A 15,647-nucleotide genomic window follows, 5' to 3' on the forward strand; every position below is an offset into this window, starting at 1 on the left:
GTGAACGGGGGCCGCATGAGAACGGCACCACCACCGGCGCCGCCGGCACCGGCGCCGGCACGGCCGCCCCGCCGACGCGACGGGCACGCGCCCTGGCCGTCGCGTCGGCGCTCGGCGCGTTCCTGCGCCGCCCCGGGGTGCGCCGCGCCACCACCGCCCTGGTCGTGCTGCTGTGCGCGGCCTTCCTGGCGCGGTCCCTGGCCGCCGACCGCGAGGCCGCGGCCGCCGCGCTGGGGCGCCTCGGCCCGTGGCTGCTGCCCGCCCTCGTCGCGGCGGTGGTCGGGCTGTGGCTGACCGCGCTGTCCTGGCGGGAGCCGCTCCAGGCCCTGTCCCGGCCGCTGGGGCGGGTGGCGGCGGTGCGGCTGTTCGCCGCGGGCAGCCTGGGCAAGTACGTGCCGGGCGTGATGTGGTCGATCGTCCTGCAGACCCGGCTGGCGGCGTCCTCGGGGATCACGGTCTTCCACTTCACCGCGACCTTCGGGCTGTACGCCGCCGTCTCGCTGGCCACCGGCGCGGCGCTGGGCCTGCCCACGCTGCTGCGCTACGCCCACGGCGGCTGGACGGCGCTGGGCGCGGCCGCCCTGGCCTTCGCGGCGCTGCTGGTGATGCCGTGGCTGCTGGCGACGGCCGTGCGGCTGCTGCGCCGGGTGCCGGCGCTGGCGCGGCGCCTGGCCGAGGTGCCGGCGGACGTGCTGCGCCGCTCGGTGTGGCTGTGCGCGGTGTCCTGGGTGGTGACCGGGCTTCACCTGTGGCTGCTGGTCGTCGCGCTGGGCGCCGACCCGGTGGCGGCGCTGCTGCCGTGCCTGGGCGGTTTCGCGCTGGCGACGTCGGTGGCGAGCCTGGTCGTGGTGGTGCCGGACGGCATCGGCGTGCGGGAGGCGCTGCTGGCAGTCTCGCTGGCCTCGCTGCTGCCCGCGCCCGAGGCGGTCGCGGCGGCCGCGGCCAGCCGGCTCGTCCTCGCCGCCGCCGACGTGCTCGCCTTCGCCTACGGCAGCTTCACCGCCCGCCGCCGTACCCTCGACCCGACCTGACCGGACCGACGGATCCACCTACGAGAGGAAGCTCCATGCTCACCACCGCCTACGGCGACGAAGTCTTAGCGCGGCTGCGAGAGACCCGGGTCGCGCTCGGCACCATGTACTTCGGCACCACCGTGGACGAGGCCACGTCCCGGGCGATCCTGGACAGGTTCGCCGAGCGCGGTGGCCGGCTGATCGACACCGCCAACTGCTACGCGTTCTGGGCGCCGGGCGGCACCGGCGAGGAGTCCGAGCAGGTGATCGGCCGCTGGCTCGCGGACACCGGGTCGCGCGGGGACGTGCTGCTGACCAGCAAGGTCGGCTGCCTGCCCGACCCGCTCGACGGGCCGTTCCCGGAGTCCGCCGAAGGGCTCGCCCCCTCCGTCATCCGCAAGCAGTTCGAGCTGAGCGCGCAGCGGCTCGGCACCGACCGCATCGACGTCTACCTCACCCACGCCGACGACCCGAAGACCCCGCTGGCCGAGTCGCTCCAGGCGTTGTCCGACCTGATCCGCGACGGTCACGTGGGCGTGTTCGGCGCGAGCAACTCGGCGCCCGCGCGGCTGCGCGAGGCCACCGGCCTCGCCGAGGCGGACGGGTCCGGCGCCACCGCCGCGCCGCGGGTGATCCAGGTGCGGCACTCCTACCTGTGGCCCGACCCGGCCGCCGACATCCGCCCGCAGCGCCCGCTCGACCACGAGATGGTGGCGCACGCGCGGGAGCACGGCATCGTCGTGCAGGGCTACTCGCCGCTGCTCCAGGGCGCGCTGACCCGGCCCGACAAGGAACTGGCGCCGGAGTACCGCGGCGAGGACAACGAGCGCCGCCTCGCGCACCTGCGCGCCCAGGCCGAGCGGCTCGGCATCACCGCCAACCAGCTCGCCCTGGCCTGGATGGCGGGCGGCGAGACCCCGGTGATGCCGGTGCTGGGCGTGAGCAGCGTGGCGCAGCTCGACGAGGCCATGGACGGCCTCCAGGTGGAACTGCCGGCGGAGGTCCGCGAGGCGCTGGACGCCGAGGCGCCCCTCGGGGCGGTCACCGCCTGAAGTTCGCCGGTGTGATCGTCGCCGGTCCCGGGCGACGGGCGCGGGCGCGGTGCCCGGCCGGGGGTTCCCGGTCGGGCACCGCGCGACGTCCGGGCCCGGGCGGCTCGGTCGCCCGCCGCGCGACGTCCGGGCCGGGCGACCCGCTCGCCCGCCGCCCCGGCGGGATTACGCGAGCTTCCTTCACCATTTCGCACCGGTGTGCAGAAATGCGGAACCCGGGAACCGCTCGATCATTACCGGGTCCGATCGACTTTGTCGGTACCGCGCCGACCACCTCGGAACCCCGTGCGGAGTTCGGTCGATCCACGAGGTCAATCGAACTCGGCAATGTGCCGAGCCGGTGTTCCGGGATGCTGCGCCCCGGTTCTCTTCACCCTTTCGCACCTGCCGGAAAGGTATCCGGCAACGGAGCGTGGTCGGTATATTACCGTCGTGACTGAGGGAGAGGGGAGACTGGTCGCTGCGCGGTACCGCCTGCGACGGTCGCTCGGTCGGGGTGGAATGGGCATCGTCTGGTCCGCGCACGACGAATACCTGGACAGAGAGGTGGCGATCAAGGAGATCGTGCCACCGAGGGGGAGGGTGATCCGCGAGGACGACCCGGAGGTGCGGCGCGCGCTGCGGGAGGCGCGAGCCGCCGCGAAGCTGAGCAAGCACCCCAACGTCATCACGGTCTACGACGTGGTGACGGACGGGGGCGGGCTGCCGCTGATCGTGATGGAGCTGCTGCACGGGCGCTCGCTCGGCGACGCCCTGCAAGCCGACGGGCCGATGCCCGTGGACCGGGCCGCGCGGATCGGGGTCCAGGTCCTGGAGGCCCTCGACTACGCCCACGGCAACGGCGTGCTGCACCGGGACGTCAAGCCGGGCAACGTCATGCTCGTCGACGACCGGGTCGTGCTCACCGACTTCGGGATCGCGCTGATCGACGGCGACTCGGTGCTCACCGCGACCGGGCAGCTCCCCGGGGTGCCGGAGTACATCTCCCCGGAGCGGATCCGGGGGGACCAGGCGCTGCCGGCGGCCGACCTGTGGTCGGTCGGCATCATGCTCTACGGCATGGTCGTCGGCCGGACGCCGTTCTCGCGCGGGGACGTCCAGTCCACGCTGGGCGCGGTGCTGTCCTGGGAGCCGGCGCCGGACCCGAAGGTCGGCCGGTTGGCGCCGGTGATCGACGGGCTGCTCCGCAAGAAGCCCGCCGAGCGCATGACGGCCAGGACCGCGATCGAGAAGCTGACCGAGATCGCGGCCATGCCGTCGCCGACGCCGCCCGGGACCAGGGTGCGGCTGGAGTACCCGACCAAGGTGGTCAACCCGGCCGGCGAGCAGACCGTCGCCCACGGGACCGTGCCCAACACCCGCACCGCGGTGCCGCCCTTCCTGCCGCGGCCCGCGCCCGGACCGGTCACGCCGGACGCGCCCACGCTGCCGCCGACCTGGTCGCCCGAGCCCCGGTCGACCCGGGTGCCGCTGATCGCGATCGGCGCCCTGTCCCTGGCCGTGGTGGTGGCGGTGGTCCTGATGAACCTGCCACCGGGCGGCCGGGGCTCCGCGTCGCCGACCACCGGCTCCTCGGCGGCCGCGGCCGACGCCCCGGACGTCGAGCTCCAGCCCTACCGGGAACGACTGGGCTTCGAGATCGGCATCCCGCCCGGGTGGCCGCGCACCTCCTCGATCGACGGCGCGCTCAGCTCCGTCGCCTGGGAGGGCAGGCGGACCGACCCGAAGGTCGGCACCCTGAAGGTGGAGGTGCAGCGGAACACCGGCAAGCCCGCCGCGTCGGCGATCGACTCGCTGACGGCCGAGCACGAAGACCGGAGCACGAGGCAGCAGACCACGGGCTACCACAAGATCGAACTGGCCGGCACCGCCTCGTCGGCGGACTTCGAGTGCACCTACCGCGCCGGCCCTGTCCACTACCGCACGCGAACGAGGGCCATGACCTCCGGCGCGCTCTACAAGCTGACGTTCTCGTTGTACGCCAAAGACCCGGACACGCTGGCGGAGCACTGGGAGGCGGCCGAACCGCTGATCGCCGGCATCCGCGACAGCTTCCGCCTGGTGGAGTCGTGAAAGGCCTGGTGAGGCGTTCGGGGACCGGTCCCCGGAGACCACCGCTAGCGTCCCGCTCCGTGACCAGAACACGCTCGGCGGCCCGTACGAGCCAGCCGTTCGTCCTGCTCGCCGCCGTGGGCGTGGCCGTCGTGGTGGCGGTCCTGGCCGGGGTGGCCCCGCCGCTGTCGGCCGCGAGGTTCGCCAACACCGGCCACTGGATGTACAACTCCGTCCTGGGCATGGTGTTCCACGTCGACGGCGCGACGGGCAACCTCGACGCCGAGTTCCCGCTCGACGCCGAGGTGGGCAGCCAGGTGCTGCAGGGCGACAAGGGCGGCTGGGTCGTCGGCCCGAACCGGATCACCGAGTTCGACAAGGAGTCGCTGTCGCCGAAGGGGTCGGACAAGCCGCCCTCGGACGAGATCCCCCTGGGCATCCAGGTCGTCGGCGGGCCGTACGCGGTCTACCGCGACACCGGCCGCATCGTCAGGCTCGGCGACCCGGCCGCGTCGATCCCCACCGACGGCCCGATCGGCAGCCCGGTGGCCACCGGGGACGGCACCCTGTGGTTCCACCGCACGGGCAAGGGGCAGATCTGCACGCTGGCCAAGGACGCGGTCGAGGTCTCCGGCTGCCCGGTGTCCGCGCCGCCGGACCACCCGGGCGCGCTGACCGTCGTGGACGGGCGGCCCGCGTTCCTCGACCTGTTCACGAGCAGGCTGCACGTGATCGACGGCGACGCGCTCGGCGAGGGCGTCGCCCTCGACGTCCCGCTGTCGCCCAACGCCAGGCCCGCCCCCCGCGACGTGGACGGCCGGCTGGCCATCCTCGACCCGGGCGCGGGGCAGAGCAGCCTGGTCCTGGTGGACACCAGGACCACGCCGGTCGAGGTGGACACGGTGGCGCTGGGCACCGGTGACTACGACGGCCCGGTGGCGACCGACGAGGTCGTCGCGCTGGTGGACCTGCGGAAGAGCACCGTGCTGACCTACGACGCGGACGGCGAGAAGAAGGACGAGAAGCCGCTCAAGGACAGGACGGGCGAGCCGCGGCTGACGCTCGGCGAGGACGAGCGGGTCTACGTCGAGGACACCGACGGCACGCAGGTGCTGGTGGTCGCCGACGACGGCAGCGTGACGAACGTCGACGTGACCCGGAGGCCCTCCCCGACGACCGGGACGACGGCCCCGAGGCCGCCCGACCGGTCGACGCCGCCCGGCTCCCGCACCTCCCCCGACCAGCGCCGGCAGCCGGAGCCCCCGCCCGGGATCCCCACGCCCCCGGCGCGGACCACGACGCCCCCGGCGCCGCCCCCGACCCCGCCCCCGGTGCCACCCGGCCGCCCCGGCGCACCGCCCTCGGTCGCCGCGCTGGCCGGCAACGGCTCGGCCAACGTCACCTGGGGCGCGGCGCCCGACAACCGCGCGCCGATCACCGCGTACGTGGTGTCCTGGCAGGGGGGCAACGGCCAGACCGGCTCCGCCCAGGCCGGTGGCGGCGACCGCGCGTTCCTGGTCGGCGGCCTGGCCAACGGCGTGAGCTACACCTTCACCGTGGCCGCGGTGAACCAGGCGGGCACGGGCCCCGGCTCGTCGTCCGGCCCCGTCACGCCGACCGCGCCGGTCTCACCGGCCGGTGCGCCGGTCAACCTCCAGGCGAACTACGACGTGGACGACCGGCCGACCCGGGACGTCACGCTGACCTGGGCGCCGCCGGCGCTCAACGGCGGCACGCTGCTGTACTACCAGGTCACCGCCACCGGCCTGAACCCGCAGCAGGTGAGCGCGACCCAGGCCGTGTACCCGCAGGTGTCGGCGTACCAGGCCATCACCTTCACGGTGGTCGCGGTGACCAGGGCCCCGGACGGGCAGCCCCTCAACGGCGTGCCCGCGTCGGTCACCCACGAGGCCGCACCCCAGCCGCGGATCACGGTGACCAAGGGTGACGAGACCGAGCAATACTGCGGCGACAAAGACGACTGCGCATGGATGCGCGTCGTCATGATCGGGTTCGATCCCAACACCCGCTACGAGGTCAAGCCGTACAACAACGACAACGACGGGTACGAGAACCCCGGGCACGGAGCGGACACCGACGCCAACGGGTACGCCACGTTCCAGGCGTTCGCCTACACCGGCCCCGGCGAACAGGTCTGGGTCGAGACGACCTGGAACGGCATCCGGATCCAGTCGGACCCGTACACCTGGTGAGCACACACATGGAGAGGAAAATCGTGGCGCTGACTCCCGGTCAGGTATACGAGCTGATCGCGGCGAACGTCCAGAAGGTCGTCCGGGGGAAGCCGCAGGTCGTCCGGCTGGCCGTGGCCGCGCTGTTCAGCGAGGGGCACCTGCTCATCGAGGACGTCCCCGGCCTGGGCAAGACCACGCTCGCCCGGTGCCTGGCGCACAGCATCGGCGGCACCTGGAACCGGATCCAGTTCACGCCGGACCTGCTGCCCGGCGACATCACCGGGGTGCAGGTCTACCACCAGAGCGAGGAGAAGTTCGCGTTCCACCCGGGCAGCGTGTTCGCGAACGTGGTGCTGGCCGACGAGATCAACCGCGGCACGCCGAAGACCCAGTCGGCGCTGCTGGAGGTGATGTCGGAGCAGCGGGTCACGGTCGACGCGGTGTGCCACGAGGTGCCGAGGCCGTTCCTGGTGATCGCCACCCAGAACCCGATCGAGATGGCGGGCACGTACCGGCTGCCGGAGGCGCAGCTGGACCGGTTCCTGATGCGGCTGCGGATGGGGTACCCGGACCGGGCGTCCGAGGCGCTGGTGGTCATGAGCAACCGGGCCGGGGTCGACCCGGACGAGCTGGAGGCCGTGGTGGACGTCCCGACGCTGCGGGGCGTCATCTCGGCGGTGCGCGCCGTCCGGCTCGAACGCGCGGTGATCGACTACGCGACGAGCATCACCTCCGCCACCCGGCAGCACTCGGAGGTCCGGTACGGCGCGAGCCCGCGCGGCACCATCGCGCTCGTCAGCGCGGCGCAGGCGCTCGCGGCGACGTACGGGCGCTCGTTCGTGACGATCGACGACGTCAAGGAGGTCGCGCACCCGGTGCTCGACCACCGGCTGATCCTCAAGCCGGACGCGGAACTGCGGCAGCGCAAGGCCGAGGGCATCGTGACCGACCTGCTGGCCGAGGTCCCGGTCCCGATCGCGCACGCCCCGGGGGTCTGACCATGCGGCTGACCGGACGTGGCGCGGGCACCCTCGCGGCCGCCGTCGCGCTCCTCGCGCTCGGCCTGGTCGCGGGGTACCCGCTGCTCGTCGCGCTGGGCGCGATCGCGCTCGGCGCGGTGGTCGCCGCGATCGGCGTCGCGGGGCGGAAGCCGCGGGTGGAGGTGATCCGCGAGCTGTTCCCCGACCGGGTCGAGCGGGACGGCCGAGCCGTGATCACGCTCCGCGTCCACAACCCCGGCACGCGCCGGCAGGGCGGCTTCACCGCGGTCGACCGGGTCGGCGAGGACCGGGTGACCGTCGCGGTCCGGCCGCTCGCGGCCGGCGCGGAACAGCCCTACCTGAACGAGCTGCCGACCGGGCGGCGGGGCAGGCACCAGGTCGGCCCGCTGACCCTGTTCCGCACCGACGCGCTCGGCCTCGGCCGGTCCGAGCTGTCCCTGGGCGGGACGGCGACGCTGTGGGTGTACCCGAAGACGCACCCGGTCGGCGCCGTCACCGGCGGGCTCCCGCTGCACCACCACGAGGGCGAGGCCACCGAGACCTCGCCGCGGGGCTCGCTCGACATCCGCGAGGTGCGCCCCTACGTGCCCGGGGACGAGGTCCGCCACCTGCACTGGAAGGCGACGGCCCGGACCGGGCAGCTGATGATCCGCGACTACGCGGACCCGCACCAGCCGCAGTTCACCGTGCTGCTGGACGACCGGCGCGAGATGGCCGCGCCGGAGTTCGAGGAGGCGGTCGAACTCGCGGCGTCCCTGGTCGTCGCCGCCGCCGAGGCCGACCACCGGTGCCGGCTGGTGACGCCGGGCGGTGTCGACGTCGTCACGTCCTCGGGGTGGGACGCGGTCCACCGGTACCTGGAGGAGCTGTGCGTCGTGGCGCGCACCGAGGAGGCGGGCCTGCCGCTCGTGCCCGGGGCGCTGGCGCGCGCGGGCGGCGGCACGCTCGTCGTGATCTCCTCCTCCGCGACCGTCTCGCCGGGTGACCGCGCGTCGCTCGTCGGCGTGCGGCCGCGGTACGGGGACGTGATCCTGGTGGTCGGGCTGCCCGGCGCCGCGCCGGGGGTGCCGGGGGTGCGGGTGCTGCGGACGGCGAACGCCGTGGACGCGATCCGCCAGTGGCAGACGGTGATCGCATGACCGGTGATCGCCTGACCAGGGTCCACGCGGCCTGGCTGCTGCTCGCCACCGCCGTGCCGGGTCTGCTGTTCGCCCCGGTGTTCGGGCCGTGGGCGCTGGTGCTGCCGGTCGCCGCCGTCGTCGTGGCCTGCTACGCGGTGTTCGAGCTGTGCCTCCGGGTGCCCGCGCTGCGGCCGTGGCGGCCCCTGCTCGGGCTGCTCGCGGGCGCGCTCGCGCTGGTCGAGCTGCAGCTGTTCGACACCACCCGGAGCGGCCTGCCGACGCCGGAGAGCGTGACGCGGCTGGTCGCCGGGGTGACCGACTCCTGGCAGCTCACCCTCCAGTCGACCTGGCCGGTGCGGCCGGAGGCGGACCTGCTGCTGTTCGTGCCGCTGCTGGTGCTCCTCGCGGCCCTGGCGGGGGTCGAGCTGCTGCGCCGGCCCGCCGCGGCCGTGCTGCCGAGCCTGGCGCTGCTCCTGCTGAGCCAGACCTTCATCGCGGTGTCGGGCGCGGTGGCGGTGCTGGTGGCGTTCGCCTACGGGGTCGCCGTCGCTGGGTTGTTCTTCTCGCCGGCGCGGTCCGCGGTCGCGCTGACGGTCGCCTTGGGCGTCGTGGCCGGGGTCGCCACCCTGGTCGTGCCGACGGGACCCGCGTACTCGGTGCGGCAGAACCAGTTCGCCCAGCTCCCGCTGCCGCGGGAGGTCAGCCCGCTGGCCGAGGTCGCGGCGCGGTTGGCGGACCCGGACGAGGAGGTGTTCCGGTACACCAGCGACGCCCCGGTGGACCGCTGGCGGCTGGTGGTGCTGGACGGCTTCGACGGTGTCGCGTGGACGGCGGGCGACCGGTACCGCAGGCTGGGCGCGGAGATCGCGCCGCCGGCCGGGGTGACCGTGCCGACGACGCCGCGCTCCGCGCGCGTGGCGGTCCCGGGCGGATCGCGGTGGCTGCCGAGCCAGGCCGTGCCCACCTCGGTGAGGGGCGCGGTGCGGCCCTTCGTCGACCAGGACGCCGGCACGCTGCTGCTGCCGGAACGGGGCGGCCGGGTGGAGTACGAGCTGCGGTGGCTGGAGCCGTCCGGCGACCTCTCCGGCCTCGCCGACGCCGCGGTGTCGTCCGACATCCCGCCCGGCGACCTCGGCACCGTCCGCGACGAGATCGCCGCCCTGGCGAGGACCGCCACCAGGGACGCGCGGCCGACGTTCCGGACGGCGCTGGTGCTGGAGCAGTACCTCAGCGACAACTACCGGGTCGCGACCGGCTCGGAGCTGCCGACCGGGAGCGGCTGGCCGCAGCTGCGCGAGTTCCTCGTGGAGACCAAGCGGGGCACGAGCGAGCAGTTCGCCGCGTCCTACGTGGTCCTCGCCCGGATCGTCGGCATCCCGGCCCGGCTGGCCGTCGGGTTCCGCGCGCCCCGGGAGCAGGGGGACGGCGAGGCGGTGGTGCGCAACGGGGACGTGCTCGCCTGGCCCGAGGTCGCGGTGGAGGGCGTCGGCTGGGTGCCGCTCGACCCGGCCGGCACGGCGAGCGGCGCCGGCCCGGCGGCGACCGGGCTGGCCGAGGTCATGGCGAAGGCCCGCGCCGAGTTGCCGCCGCCGGACGAGGAGCTGCCCGACCCGCCCGTGCCGGTGGTCGAACCGGAGGACGGGGGAGTCGCCTGGGCGGAGGTCTGGAAGCCGGTGCTGTGGGGCCTGGCGGGCCTGTTCGCGCTGTTCGTGCTGGTGCTGCTCGGCATCCCGGTCGCGAAGCTCGTCCGGACCGCGCGCCGCAGGCGGCTCACCGGCGCCCGCGCCGTGGTCGGCGCCTGGTGGGAGGCCCGCGACCTGCTGCGCGCGCACGGCGCCCGGGTCACGCCCGGCATGACCGCCCGCGACCTCGCCGCCGCCTCCGGCGGACCGGTCGTGGACAGCCTGCACCGCCTGGCGGTCCACCTGGACACGGCGCTGTGGTCGGGCGCCGGGGCGGACGAGGGCACGGTGACGGCCGCGTGGCAGGCCGTGGCGGAGATCCGGGGCGCGCTCGCCGGGCGGTCGCTCGGCGCGCGGGTCAGAGCGGCGTTCGCGATCCGATGAGCCACCTGGTGGGCACCGGCCCGGTCGCCGAGGTCTACGCCGTCGACGGCGTCGCGCTGAAGGTGTTCCCCGGCAGGTTCGACCGGCAGACGCTCGCGACGGTCGAGCGGGAACGGGTCAAGCTCGCCGGGCTGTCCGCGCCGCTGCTGCCGCTGGACGGCGTCGAGCTGGTCGACGGCAGCAAGCACGCCTTCCGGATGGAGCTGTGCGCCGACTCGCTGGAGAACCGCGTGCGGCGGGAGGGGCCGCTGCCGTCGGAGGAAGTGGCCGCGCTGTGCTGGTCCCTGGCGCGAGCGCTGGCCGCCGCGCACGAGGTCGGCGTGCTGCACGGCGGGATCACCCCGGCCAACGTGCTGTTCCGCGCGAACGGCGAGGCCGTGCTGGCGGATTTCGGCGTCGCGCAGCGGCAGGAGTTCCGGCGCGACCCGCTGGCCGGCATCGAGTGGGTGTCGCCGGAGACGCTGCGCACCGGCGTGGTCGAGGCGGCGACCGACGTGTACGGCCTCGGCGCGGTGCTGCACTTCGCGCTGACCGGGAGGTCGCCGCACCCGAGCCGGATCGGGGAGCTGACCGGCGAGCGGATCCTGCGCGTGCTCGGCGACCCGGTGCCCGCGGTCAGCCGGCCGGACGTCCCGGTCGCGCTGTCCACGGCCATCGGCCGGATGCTGGCGCCCGACCCGGAACGGCGGTCGGCGCCGGTGGCGGCCACGGCGGTCGGCGCGCCGCCGGCCGGGCCCGCGCGGCGGTGGCGCCGGTACGCGGCGGTGGCGCTGGCGGCGGTGCCGGCCGTCGCGCTGGCGGTCGTGCTGTGGCCGCGCCCCACGCCGCCGGCGCCGGAGGAGTCCCTGCCGCCGATCGCGGACGAGGAGGGGCCGGTGGTGGTGGAGCTGGACGAGCCGACCGACCTGGGCGACAAGGTCTCGCTCAGCTGGACGGCGACGGACGACCGGCTGTACTTCGCCGTCCGCTACTGGGTCGAGGGCGCGTCGGCCCGGACGAAGTCCGCGGGGTTCAACCGCACGATGACGTTGGACGTCGAACCCGGCCGCAAGTACTGCTTCGTGGTGCGCGCCACCAACGGCGGGGAGCAGGTCTACGAGAGCGACGCCGAGAGCTTGCGCGAGGCGGTCTGCCACAGGTGAGGAGGTCGGTGGATGGAGCCGAAATTGGAGTACTCGGGCGGTCTCCTGCTGCCCAAGGGGCACGACAGCCTGACCCACGGCGTCGCGCGCGCCGTGCCGGGGTCCGTGCACGCGCTCGCCCTCGGCGGCGGTTACGCGGTCGGGCCCCGTGACGGCCGAACAGTCTACTTCGGACGGAACCGTCCACTGGTGCACGTCTGCGTCGGCGAGGACGACCAGCAGGTCAGCCGCAGGCACGGCGAGCTGACCCACCGCCGGGGCCGGTGGTGGCTGCGCAACACGGGCCGCAGGCCGATCCGCCTGCCCCGGTCGCAGTGGCTGTTCGCCGACGACGGCGCGATCCCGCTGGCCGAGGGGTACACGCCGCTGCACGTGCCCGGCTCGCAGGACCGGGAGCACCTGCTGGAGATCTACGTCGCCGGCGCCGGCGACCAGCCCCGCTCCCGCCACGACGCCGACACCGACCCTCCCCGGTCGTACGCGCTCACCCCGGACGAGAAGCTGATGCTCGTCGCCCTCGGCCGGAACTACCTGCTGCGCGAGCCCAACCCCAAACCGCTGACGTGGAAGGAGGCGGCCCTCCACCTCGCCGCGCTCCAGCCCGCCGCGGGGTGGACCGCGAAGAAGCTGGAGCACCGGGTCGGCGTCGTGCGCGACCGCCTGTCCCGCCGGGGGGTGCCGGGCCTGACCCGCGAGGAGGTCGGCGAACCCGTCGGCAACACCCTGAACGACAACCTGCTCCGGGAACTCGTGCGGTCGACCGCGCTCACGCCGAAGGACCTGGACCTGCTGGACTGAAGGAACCCGGGACTGCTAAAAGTATTTCCGCCGCTTTTAGCAGTCCCGCATTGCGGCGCGGCCGTTCCCGCGCGTTCCCGTGCGAAACTTTTTCGTCACGTCTTGACCGGCCGTGCCTCATCGGACACCCTCAGATGAGCGCGGCACGCGCCGCAGCGGCAATGCCGCAACTCCAATACGGCTCATTCACGACCGGAGACCGCGACGCGGATTGTTAGCGCTAACAAACCAGCAGGACCACCCTCGACGAAGAGGAGCGCCCATGGCCGGGATCGGTCAACACCCACCCACCACCGCCCCGAGAGCGCGCAGGCGTTACGCGGCCGGTGCCGCCGCCGTCGTCGCCGTGCTGCTCGGCGGGTTGCTGGCGGCGCTCGGCGCGGCGCCCGCGTCGGCGGCGAGCGTCGACACGAACGCGTGGTACGTGCTGGTCAACCGCAACAGCGGCAAGGCGCTGGACGTCTACAACCTCGCCACGAACGACGGCGCCCGCATCACCCAGTGGACCCGCAACGACGGCAACCAGCAGCAGTGGCAGTTCGTCGACTCCGGCGGCGGCTACTACCGGCTGAAGTCGCGCCACTCGGGCAAGGTCCTCGACGTCTACAACTGGCTGACCTCCGACGGCGCGGCCATCGTGCAGTGGACCGACAACAACAGCGCCAACCAGCAGTTCCGGCTGGCCGACTCCGACGGCGGCCACGTGCGCCTGATCAACCGCAACAGCAACAAGGCGGTCGAGGTCCAGGGCGCGGCGACCAACGACGGCGGCAACATCGTCCAGTACAGCGACTGGGGCGGCGCCAACCAGCAGTGGCAGCTCGTCCGCGTCGGCGGCGGGAACCCCACCACCACGACCACGACGACCACCTCGCAGGGCGGCGGGTGCTCCCTGCCGTCGACGTACCGCTGGACGTCGAGCGGTCCGCTGGCGCAGCCGAGGTCGGGCTGGGTCTCGCTCAAGGACTTCACCTACGTCCCCTACAACGGCAAGCACCTGGTCTACGGGACCACGCACGACACGGGGACGTCCTGGGGCTCGATGAACTTCACCCCGTTCACCAACTGGTCCGAGATGGGCTCGGCGAGCCAGAACGCGATGAACTCCGGCACCGTCGCGCCCACCCTGCTCTACTTCGCGCCGAAGAACATCTGGGTGCTCGCCTACCAGTGGGGCGGGACCGCGTTCAGCTACCGGACGTCGAACGACCCCACCAACCCGAACGGGTGGTCGTCGCCGCAGGTGCTCTCCACGGCGAGCATCACCGGCTCCGGCACGGGGCCGATCGACCAGACGCTCATCGGCGACAGCCAGAACATGTACCTGTTCTTCGCCGGTGACAACGGCAAGATCTACCGCCAGGTCATGCCCATCGGGAACTTCCCCGGCAGCTTCGGCTCCTCCTACACGACCATCATGAGCGACACGACGAACAACCTGTTCGAAGCCGTCGAGGTCTACAAGGTCAAGGACCGCAGCCAGTACCTCATGATCGTCGAGGCGATCGGCAACAACGGGCGCTACTTCCGCTCGTTCACGTCCAGCAGCCTGAACGGTTCGTGGACGCCGCAGGCCGCCACCGAGGGCAACCCCTTCGCGGGCAAGGCCAACAGCGGCGCCACCTGGACCAACGACATCAGCCACGGCGACCTGATCCGCGCCAACCCCGACCAGACCAAGACCATCGACCCCTGCAACCTGCAGCTCCTGTACCAGGGGCGCGACCCCAACTCCGGTGGCGACTACGGCAAGCTGCCCTACCGACCGGGCCTGCTGACGCTGCGGCGCTGATCGCCTGACGCGGGTCCACCTCCACCGGGCCGGCGCCCCCACCCCCGCACGGGGTGGGGGCGCCGGCCCGCAGGCGCTGCTACGCCCGGCGCCGCGTCACCTTCGCCAGCACCTTGCCGAGGGGGAGGAAGCCGTGATGCCTGGAATCGATGCTGTGTTCGAGGTTGTCGCCCAACACGACGACGGACCCCGGTGGCACGACGTCCTCCCCCGTGATGCCGGCCATCACGGCGGGAACCGGTTCCCCGGGCATCGCCGCGATGCGTTTGATCACCCAGTAGGGCCCTTTCGCCTGTGGCGGCGCGTAAACGAGCTCGCGTGCCACGATCGGGGTCTTGGTGTGGTGCTTCGCGGTCAGGTGCTCCAGCTTCGGCCGTGGGCTGTCCACGACCACCACGTCCCCCGTTCGGACGTGCGAGGCCCTGAGCCGCCGGGCCACCAGGCGGTCCCCGTCCTCGAAGGTCGGCTGCATGCTCGTGCCGACGACGTTCACGTAGACGACCCGGCTCCGCAGCCACAACACCACCAGCAGCACCAGCACGATGCCGACAACGGCCCAGGTCGTCATCGCGAGGCCTCCGGCAACCGCTGCTGGTAGCCCTCCGCCTGGCTCGCGAACATCTTCGCGTACAGCCCGTCCTGGGCCATCAGCCGATCATGCGTCCCCCGTTCGACGACGACACCTTCGTCCAGCACCACGAGGACGTCCGCGTCGCGCACGGCGCCGAGTCGGTGCGAGATGAGCACGCTCGTCCGGCCCATCCGGTGTTCCTGCAGCCCGCGGTGCACCCGGTATTCCGCTTCGGCGTCCAGGCCGGAACTGGGTTCGTCCAGGACGAGCAGATCGCGCTCGCCGCGCAGGTACGCACGGGCGAGCGCCAGCCGCTGCCACTGCCCGCCGGACAACGTGACCCCCGCCGCGCCGTGCACCCTGTCACCCTGGAAGAAGACGCGCGACAGCATGGTCTCGTAGCCGCGCGGCAGGGCGGACACGAACCCGTCGGCTCCCGCGTCGGCCGCGGCGGCCTCGACCCGCGCGCGATCGCCGGACACGTCCAGGTCGCCGAGGCCGATGTTCTCGGCAGCCGTCATGTCGTAGTTCATGTAGTCCTGGAACACCGCGCCGATCCGCAGCCTCAGTTCGGCCGGGTCGAGCGCGCGGAGGTCGACACCGTCCCAGAGGATCGCTCCGCGCTCCGGGTCGTACATCCGGCACAACAACTTGACGAGCGTGCTCTTGCCCGCGCCGTTGCGACCGACCAGGCCGAGCGATCTGCCGTGCTCGACGGTGAAGCTGACCCCGCGCAGGATCCACGGGTGGGCGGGCGAGTACCGGAACCACACGTCCCGGAACTCGATCCCGCTCCGCAGAGGGGGAATCGGCACCGGTTCGGCGGCGACCGGCAGGTCCGCCT

Annotated in this window: 12 protein-coding genes; 10 read left to right on the forward strand and 2 right to left on the reverse strand. The window is 73.5% G+C overall.

Annotated features, from left to right (window positions below):
* The 10 genes from ACFV4N_RS28445 to ACFV4N_RS28490 form a co-directional block, all read left to right on the forward strand.
* Positions 1-1,031: lysylphosphatidylglycerol synthase domain-containing protein (locus ACFV4N_RS28445; RefSeq protein ID WP_499675679.1), on the forward strand; the 1,031-nt coding region annotated here is incomplete at its 5' end.
* Positions 1,032-1,066: 35 nt separating this feature from the next.
* A complete protein-coding gene (locus ACFV4N_RS28450; RefSeq protein ID WP_499675680.1) occupies positions 1,067-2,065 on the forward strand; it encodes an aldo/keto reductase in 999 nt (332 codons plus the stop codon).
* A 327-nt stretch (positions 2,066-2,392) separates the two neighbouring features.
* Positions 2,393-4,138, forward strand: coding sequence for a serine/threonine-protein kinase (locus ACFV4N_RS28455; RefSeq protein ID WP_499675690.1), 1,746 nt, complete (start codon positions 2,393-2,395; stop codon positions 4,136-4,138).
* Positions 4,139-4,197: 59 nt separating this feature from the next.
* Entirely contained in the window at positions 4,198-6,330 is a 2,133-nt protein-coding gene (locus tag ACFV4N_RS28460; protein WP_499675681.1) for a fibronectin type III domain-containing protein, read from the forward strand.
* 8 nt (positions 6,331-6,338) lie between these two features.
* Positions 6,339-7,310 carry an AAA family ATPase gene (locus tag ACFV4N_RS28465; RefSeq protein ID WP_499675682.1) on the forward strand — a complete coding sequence of 324 codons (972 nt, stop codon included), beginning with the start codon at positions 6,339-6,341 and terminating at the stop codon, positions 7,308-7,310.
* A 2-nt stretch (positions 7,311-7,312) separates the two neighbouring features.
* Entirely contained in the window at positions 7,313-8,452 is a 1,140-nt protein-coding gene (locus ACFV4N_RS28470; protein ID WP_499675683.1) for a DUF58 domain-containing protein, read from the forward strand.
* Positions 8,449-10,500: a transglutaminaseTgpA domain-containing protein gene (locus ACFV4N_RS28475; protein ID WP_499675684.1), complete on the forward strand. Its 2,052-nt coding sequence runs from the start codon at positions 8,449-8,451 to the stop codon at positions 10,498-10,500. Before ACFV4N_RS28470 ends, ACFV4N_RS28475 begins: the two co-directional genes overlap by 4 nt.
* Complete coding sequence (locus ACFV4N_RS28480; protein ID WP_499675685.1) at positions 10,497-11,642, forward strand: protein kinase domain-containing protein; 1,146 nt, start codon at positions 10,497-10,499, stop codon at positions 11,640-11,642. The genes ACFV4N_RS28475 and ACFV4N_RS28480 overlap by 4 nt, the downstream gene beginning before the upstream one ends.
* A 12-nt stretch (positions 11,643-11,654) precedes the next feature.
* Complete coding sequence (locus ACFV4N_RS28485; protein WP_499675686.1) at positions 11,655-12,440, forward strand: FHA domain-containing protein; 786 nt, start codon at positions 11,655-11,657, stop codon at positions 12,438-12,440.
* Between the two features lie 262 nt (positions 12,441-12,702).
* The gene (locus tag ACFV4N_RS28490) at positions 12,703-14,232 is read left to right on the forward strand and encodes a non-reducing end alpha-L-arabinofuranosidase family hydrolase (protein WP_499675687.1); all 1,530 of its coding nucleotides are present in this window, start codon (positions 12,703-12,705) and stop codon (positions 14,230-14,232) included.
* A 79-nt stretch (positions 14,233-14,311) separates the two neighbouring features.
* Here the strand turns inward: ACFV4N_RS28490 and ACFV4N_RS28495 are convergent, their stop codons facing one another.
* Together ACFV4N_RS28495 and ACFV4N_RS28500 are read right to left on the reverse strand one after the other, a co-directional pair.
* Positions 14,312-14,800 carry a S26 family signal peptidase gene (locus ACFV4N_RS28495; protein WP_499675688.1) on the reverse strand — a complete coding sequence of 163 codons (489 nt, stop codon included), beginning with the start codon at positions 14,798-14,800 and terminating at the stop codon, positions 14,312-14,314.
* Positions 14,797-15,647 (reverse strand): ABC transporter ATP-binding protein (locus ACFV4N_RS28500; RefSeq protein ID WP_499675689.1); only part of this gene is annotated, 851 nt, incomplete at its 5' end. The genes ACFV4N_RS28500 and ACFV4N_RS28495, both read right to left, overlap by 4 nt.

The sequence above is a fragment of the Actinosynnema sp. NPDC059797 genome, from assembly GCF_042732085.1.
In the GTDB taxonomy this organism is placed as follows: domain Bacteria; phylum Actinomycetota; class Actinomycetes; order Mycobacteriales; family Pseudonocardiaceae; genus Actinosynnema.

Coding starts and splice junctions, on each gene's coding strand:
- ACFV4N_RS28450 (WP_499675680.1), top strand. CDS start 1,067: ATGCTCACCACCGCCTACGGCGACGAAGTCTTAGCGCGGCTGCGAGAG.
- ACFV4N_RS28455 (WP_499675690.1), top strand. CDS start 2,393: ATGTGCCGAGCCGGTGTTCCGGGATGCTGCGCCCCGGTTCTCTTCACC.
- ACFV4N_RS28465 (WP_499675682.1), top strand. CDS start 6,339: ATGGAGAGGAAAATCGTGGCGCTGACTCCCGGTCAGGTATACGAGCTG.
- ACFV4N_RS28470 (WP_499675683.1), top strand. CDS start 7,313: ATGCGGCTGACCGGACGTGGCGCGGGCACCCTCGCGGCCGCCGTCGCG.
- ACFV4N_RS28475 (WP_499675684.1), top strand. CDS start 8,449: ATGACCGGTGATCGCCTGACCAGGGTCCACGCGGCCTGGCTGCTGCTC.
- ACFV4N_RS28480 (WP_499675685.1), top strand. CDS start 10,497: ATGAGCCACCTGGTGGGCACCGGCCCGGTCGCCGAGGTCTACGCCGTC.
- ACFV4N_RS28485 (WP_499675686.1), top strand. CDS start 11,655: ATGGAGCCGAAATTGGAGTACTCGGGCGGTCTCCTGCTGCCCAAGGGG.
- ACFV4N_RS28490 (WP_499675687.1), top strand. CDS start 12,703: ATGGCCGGGATCGGTCAACACCCACCCACCACCGCCCCGAGAGCGCGC.
- ACFV4N_RS28495 (WP_499675688.1), bottom strand. CDS start 14,800: ATGACGACCTGGGCCGTTGTCGGCATCGTGCTGGTGCTGCTGGTGGTG.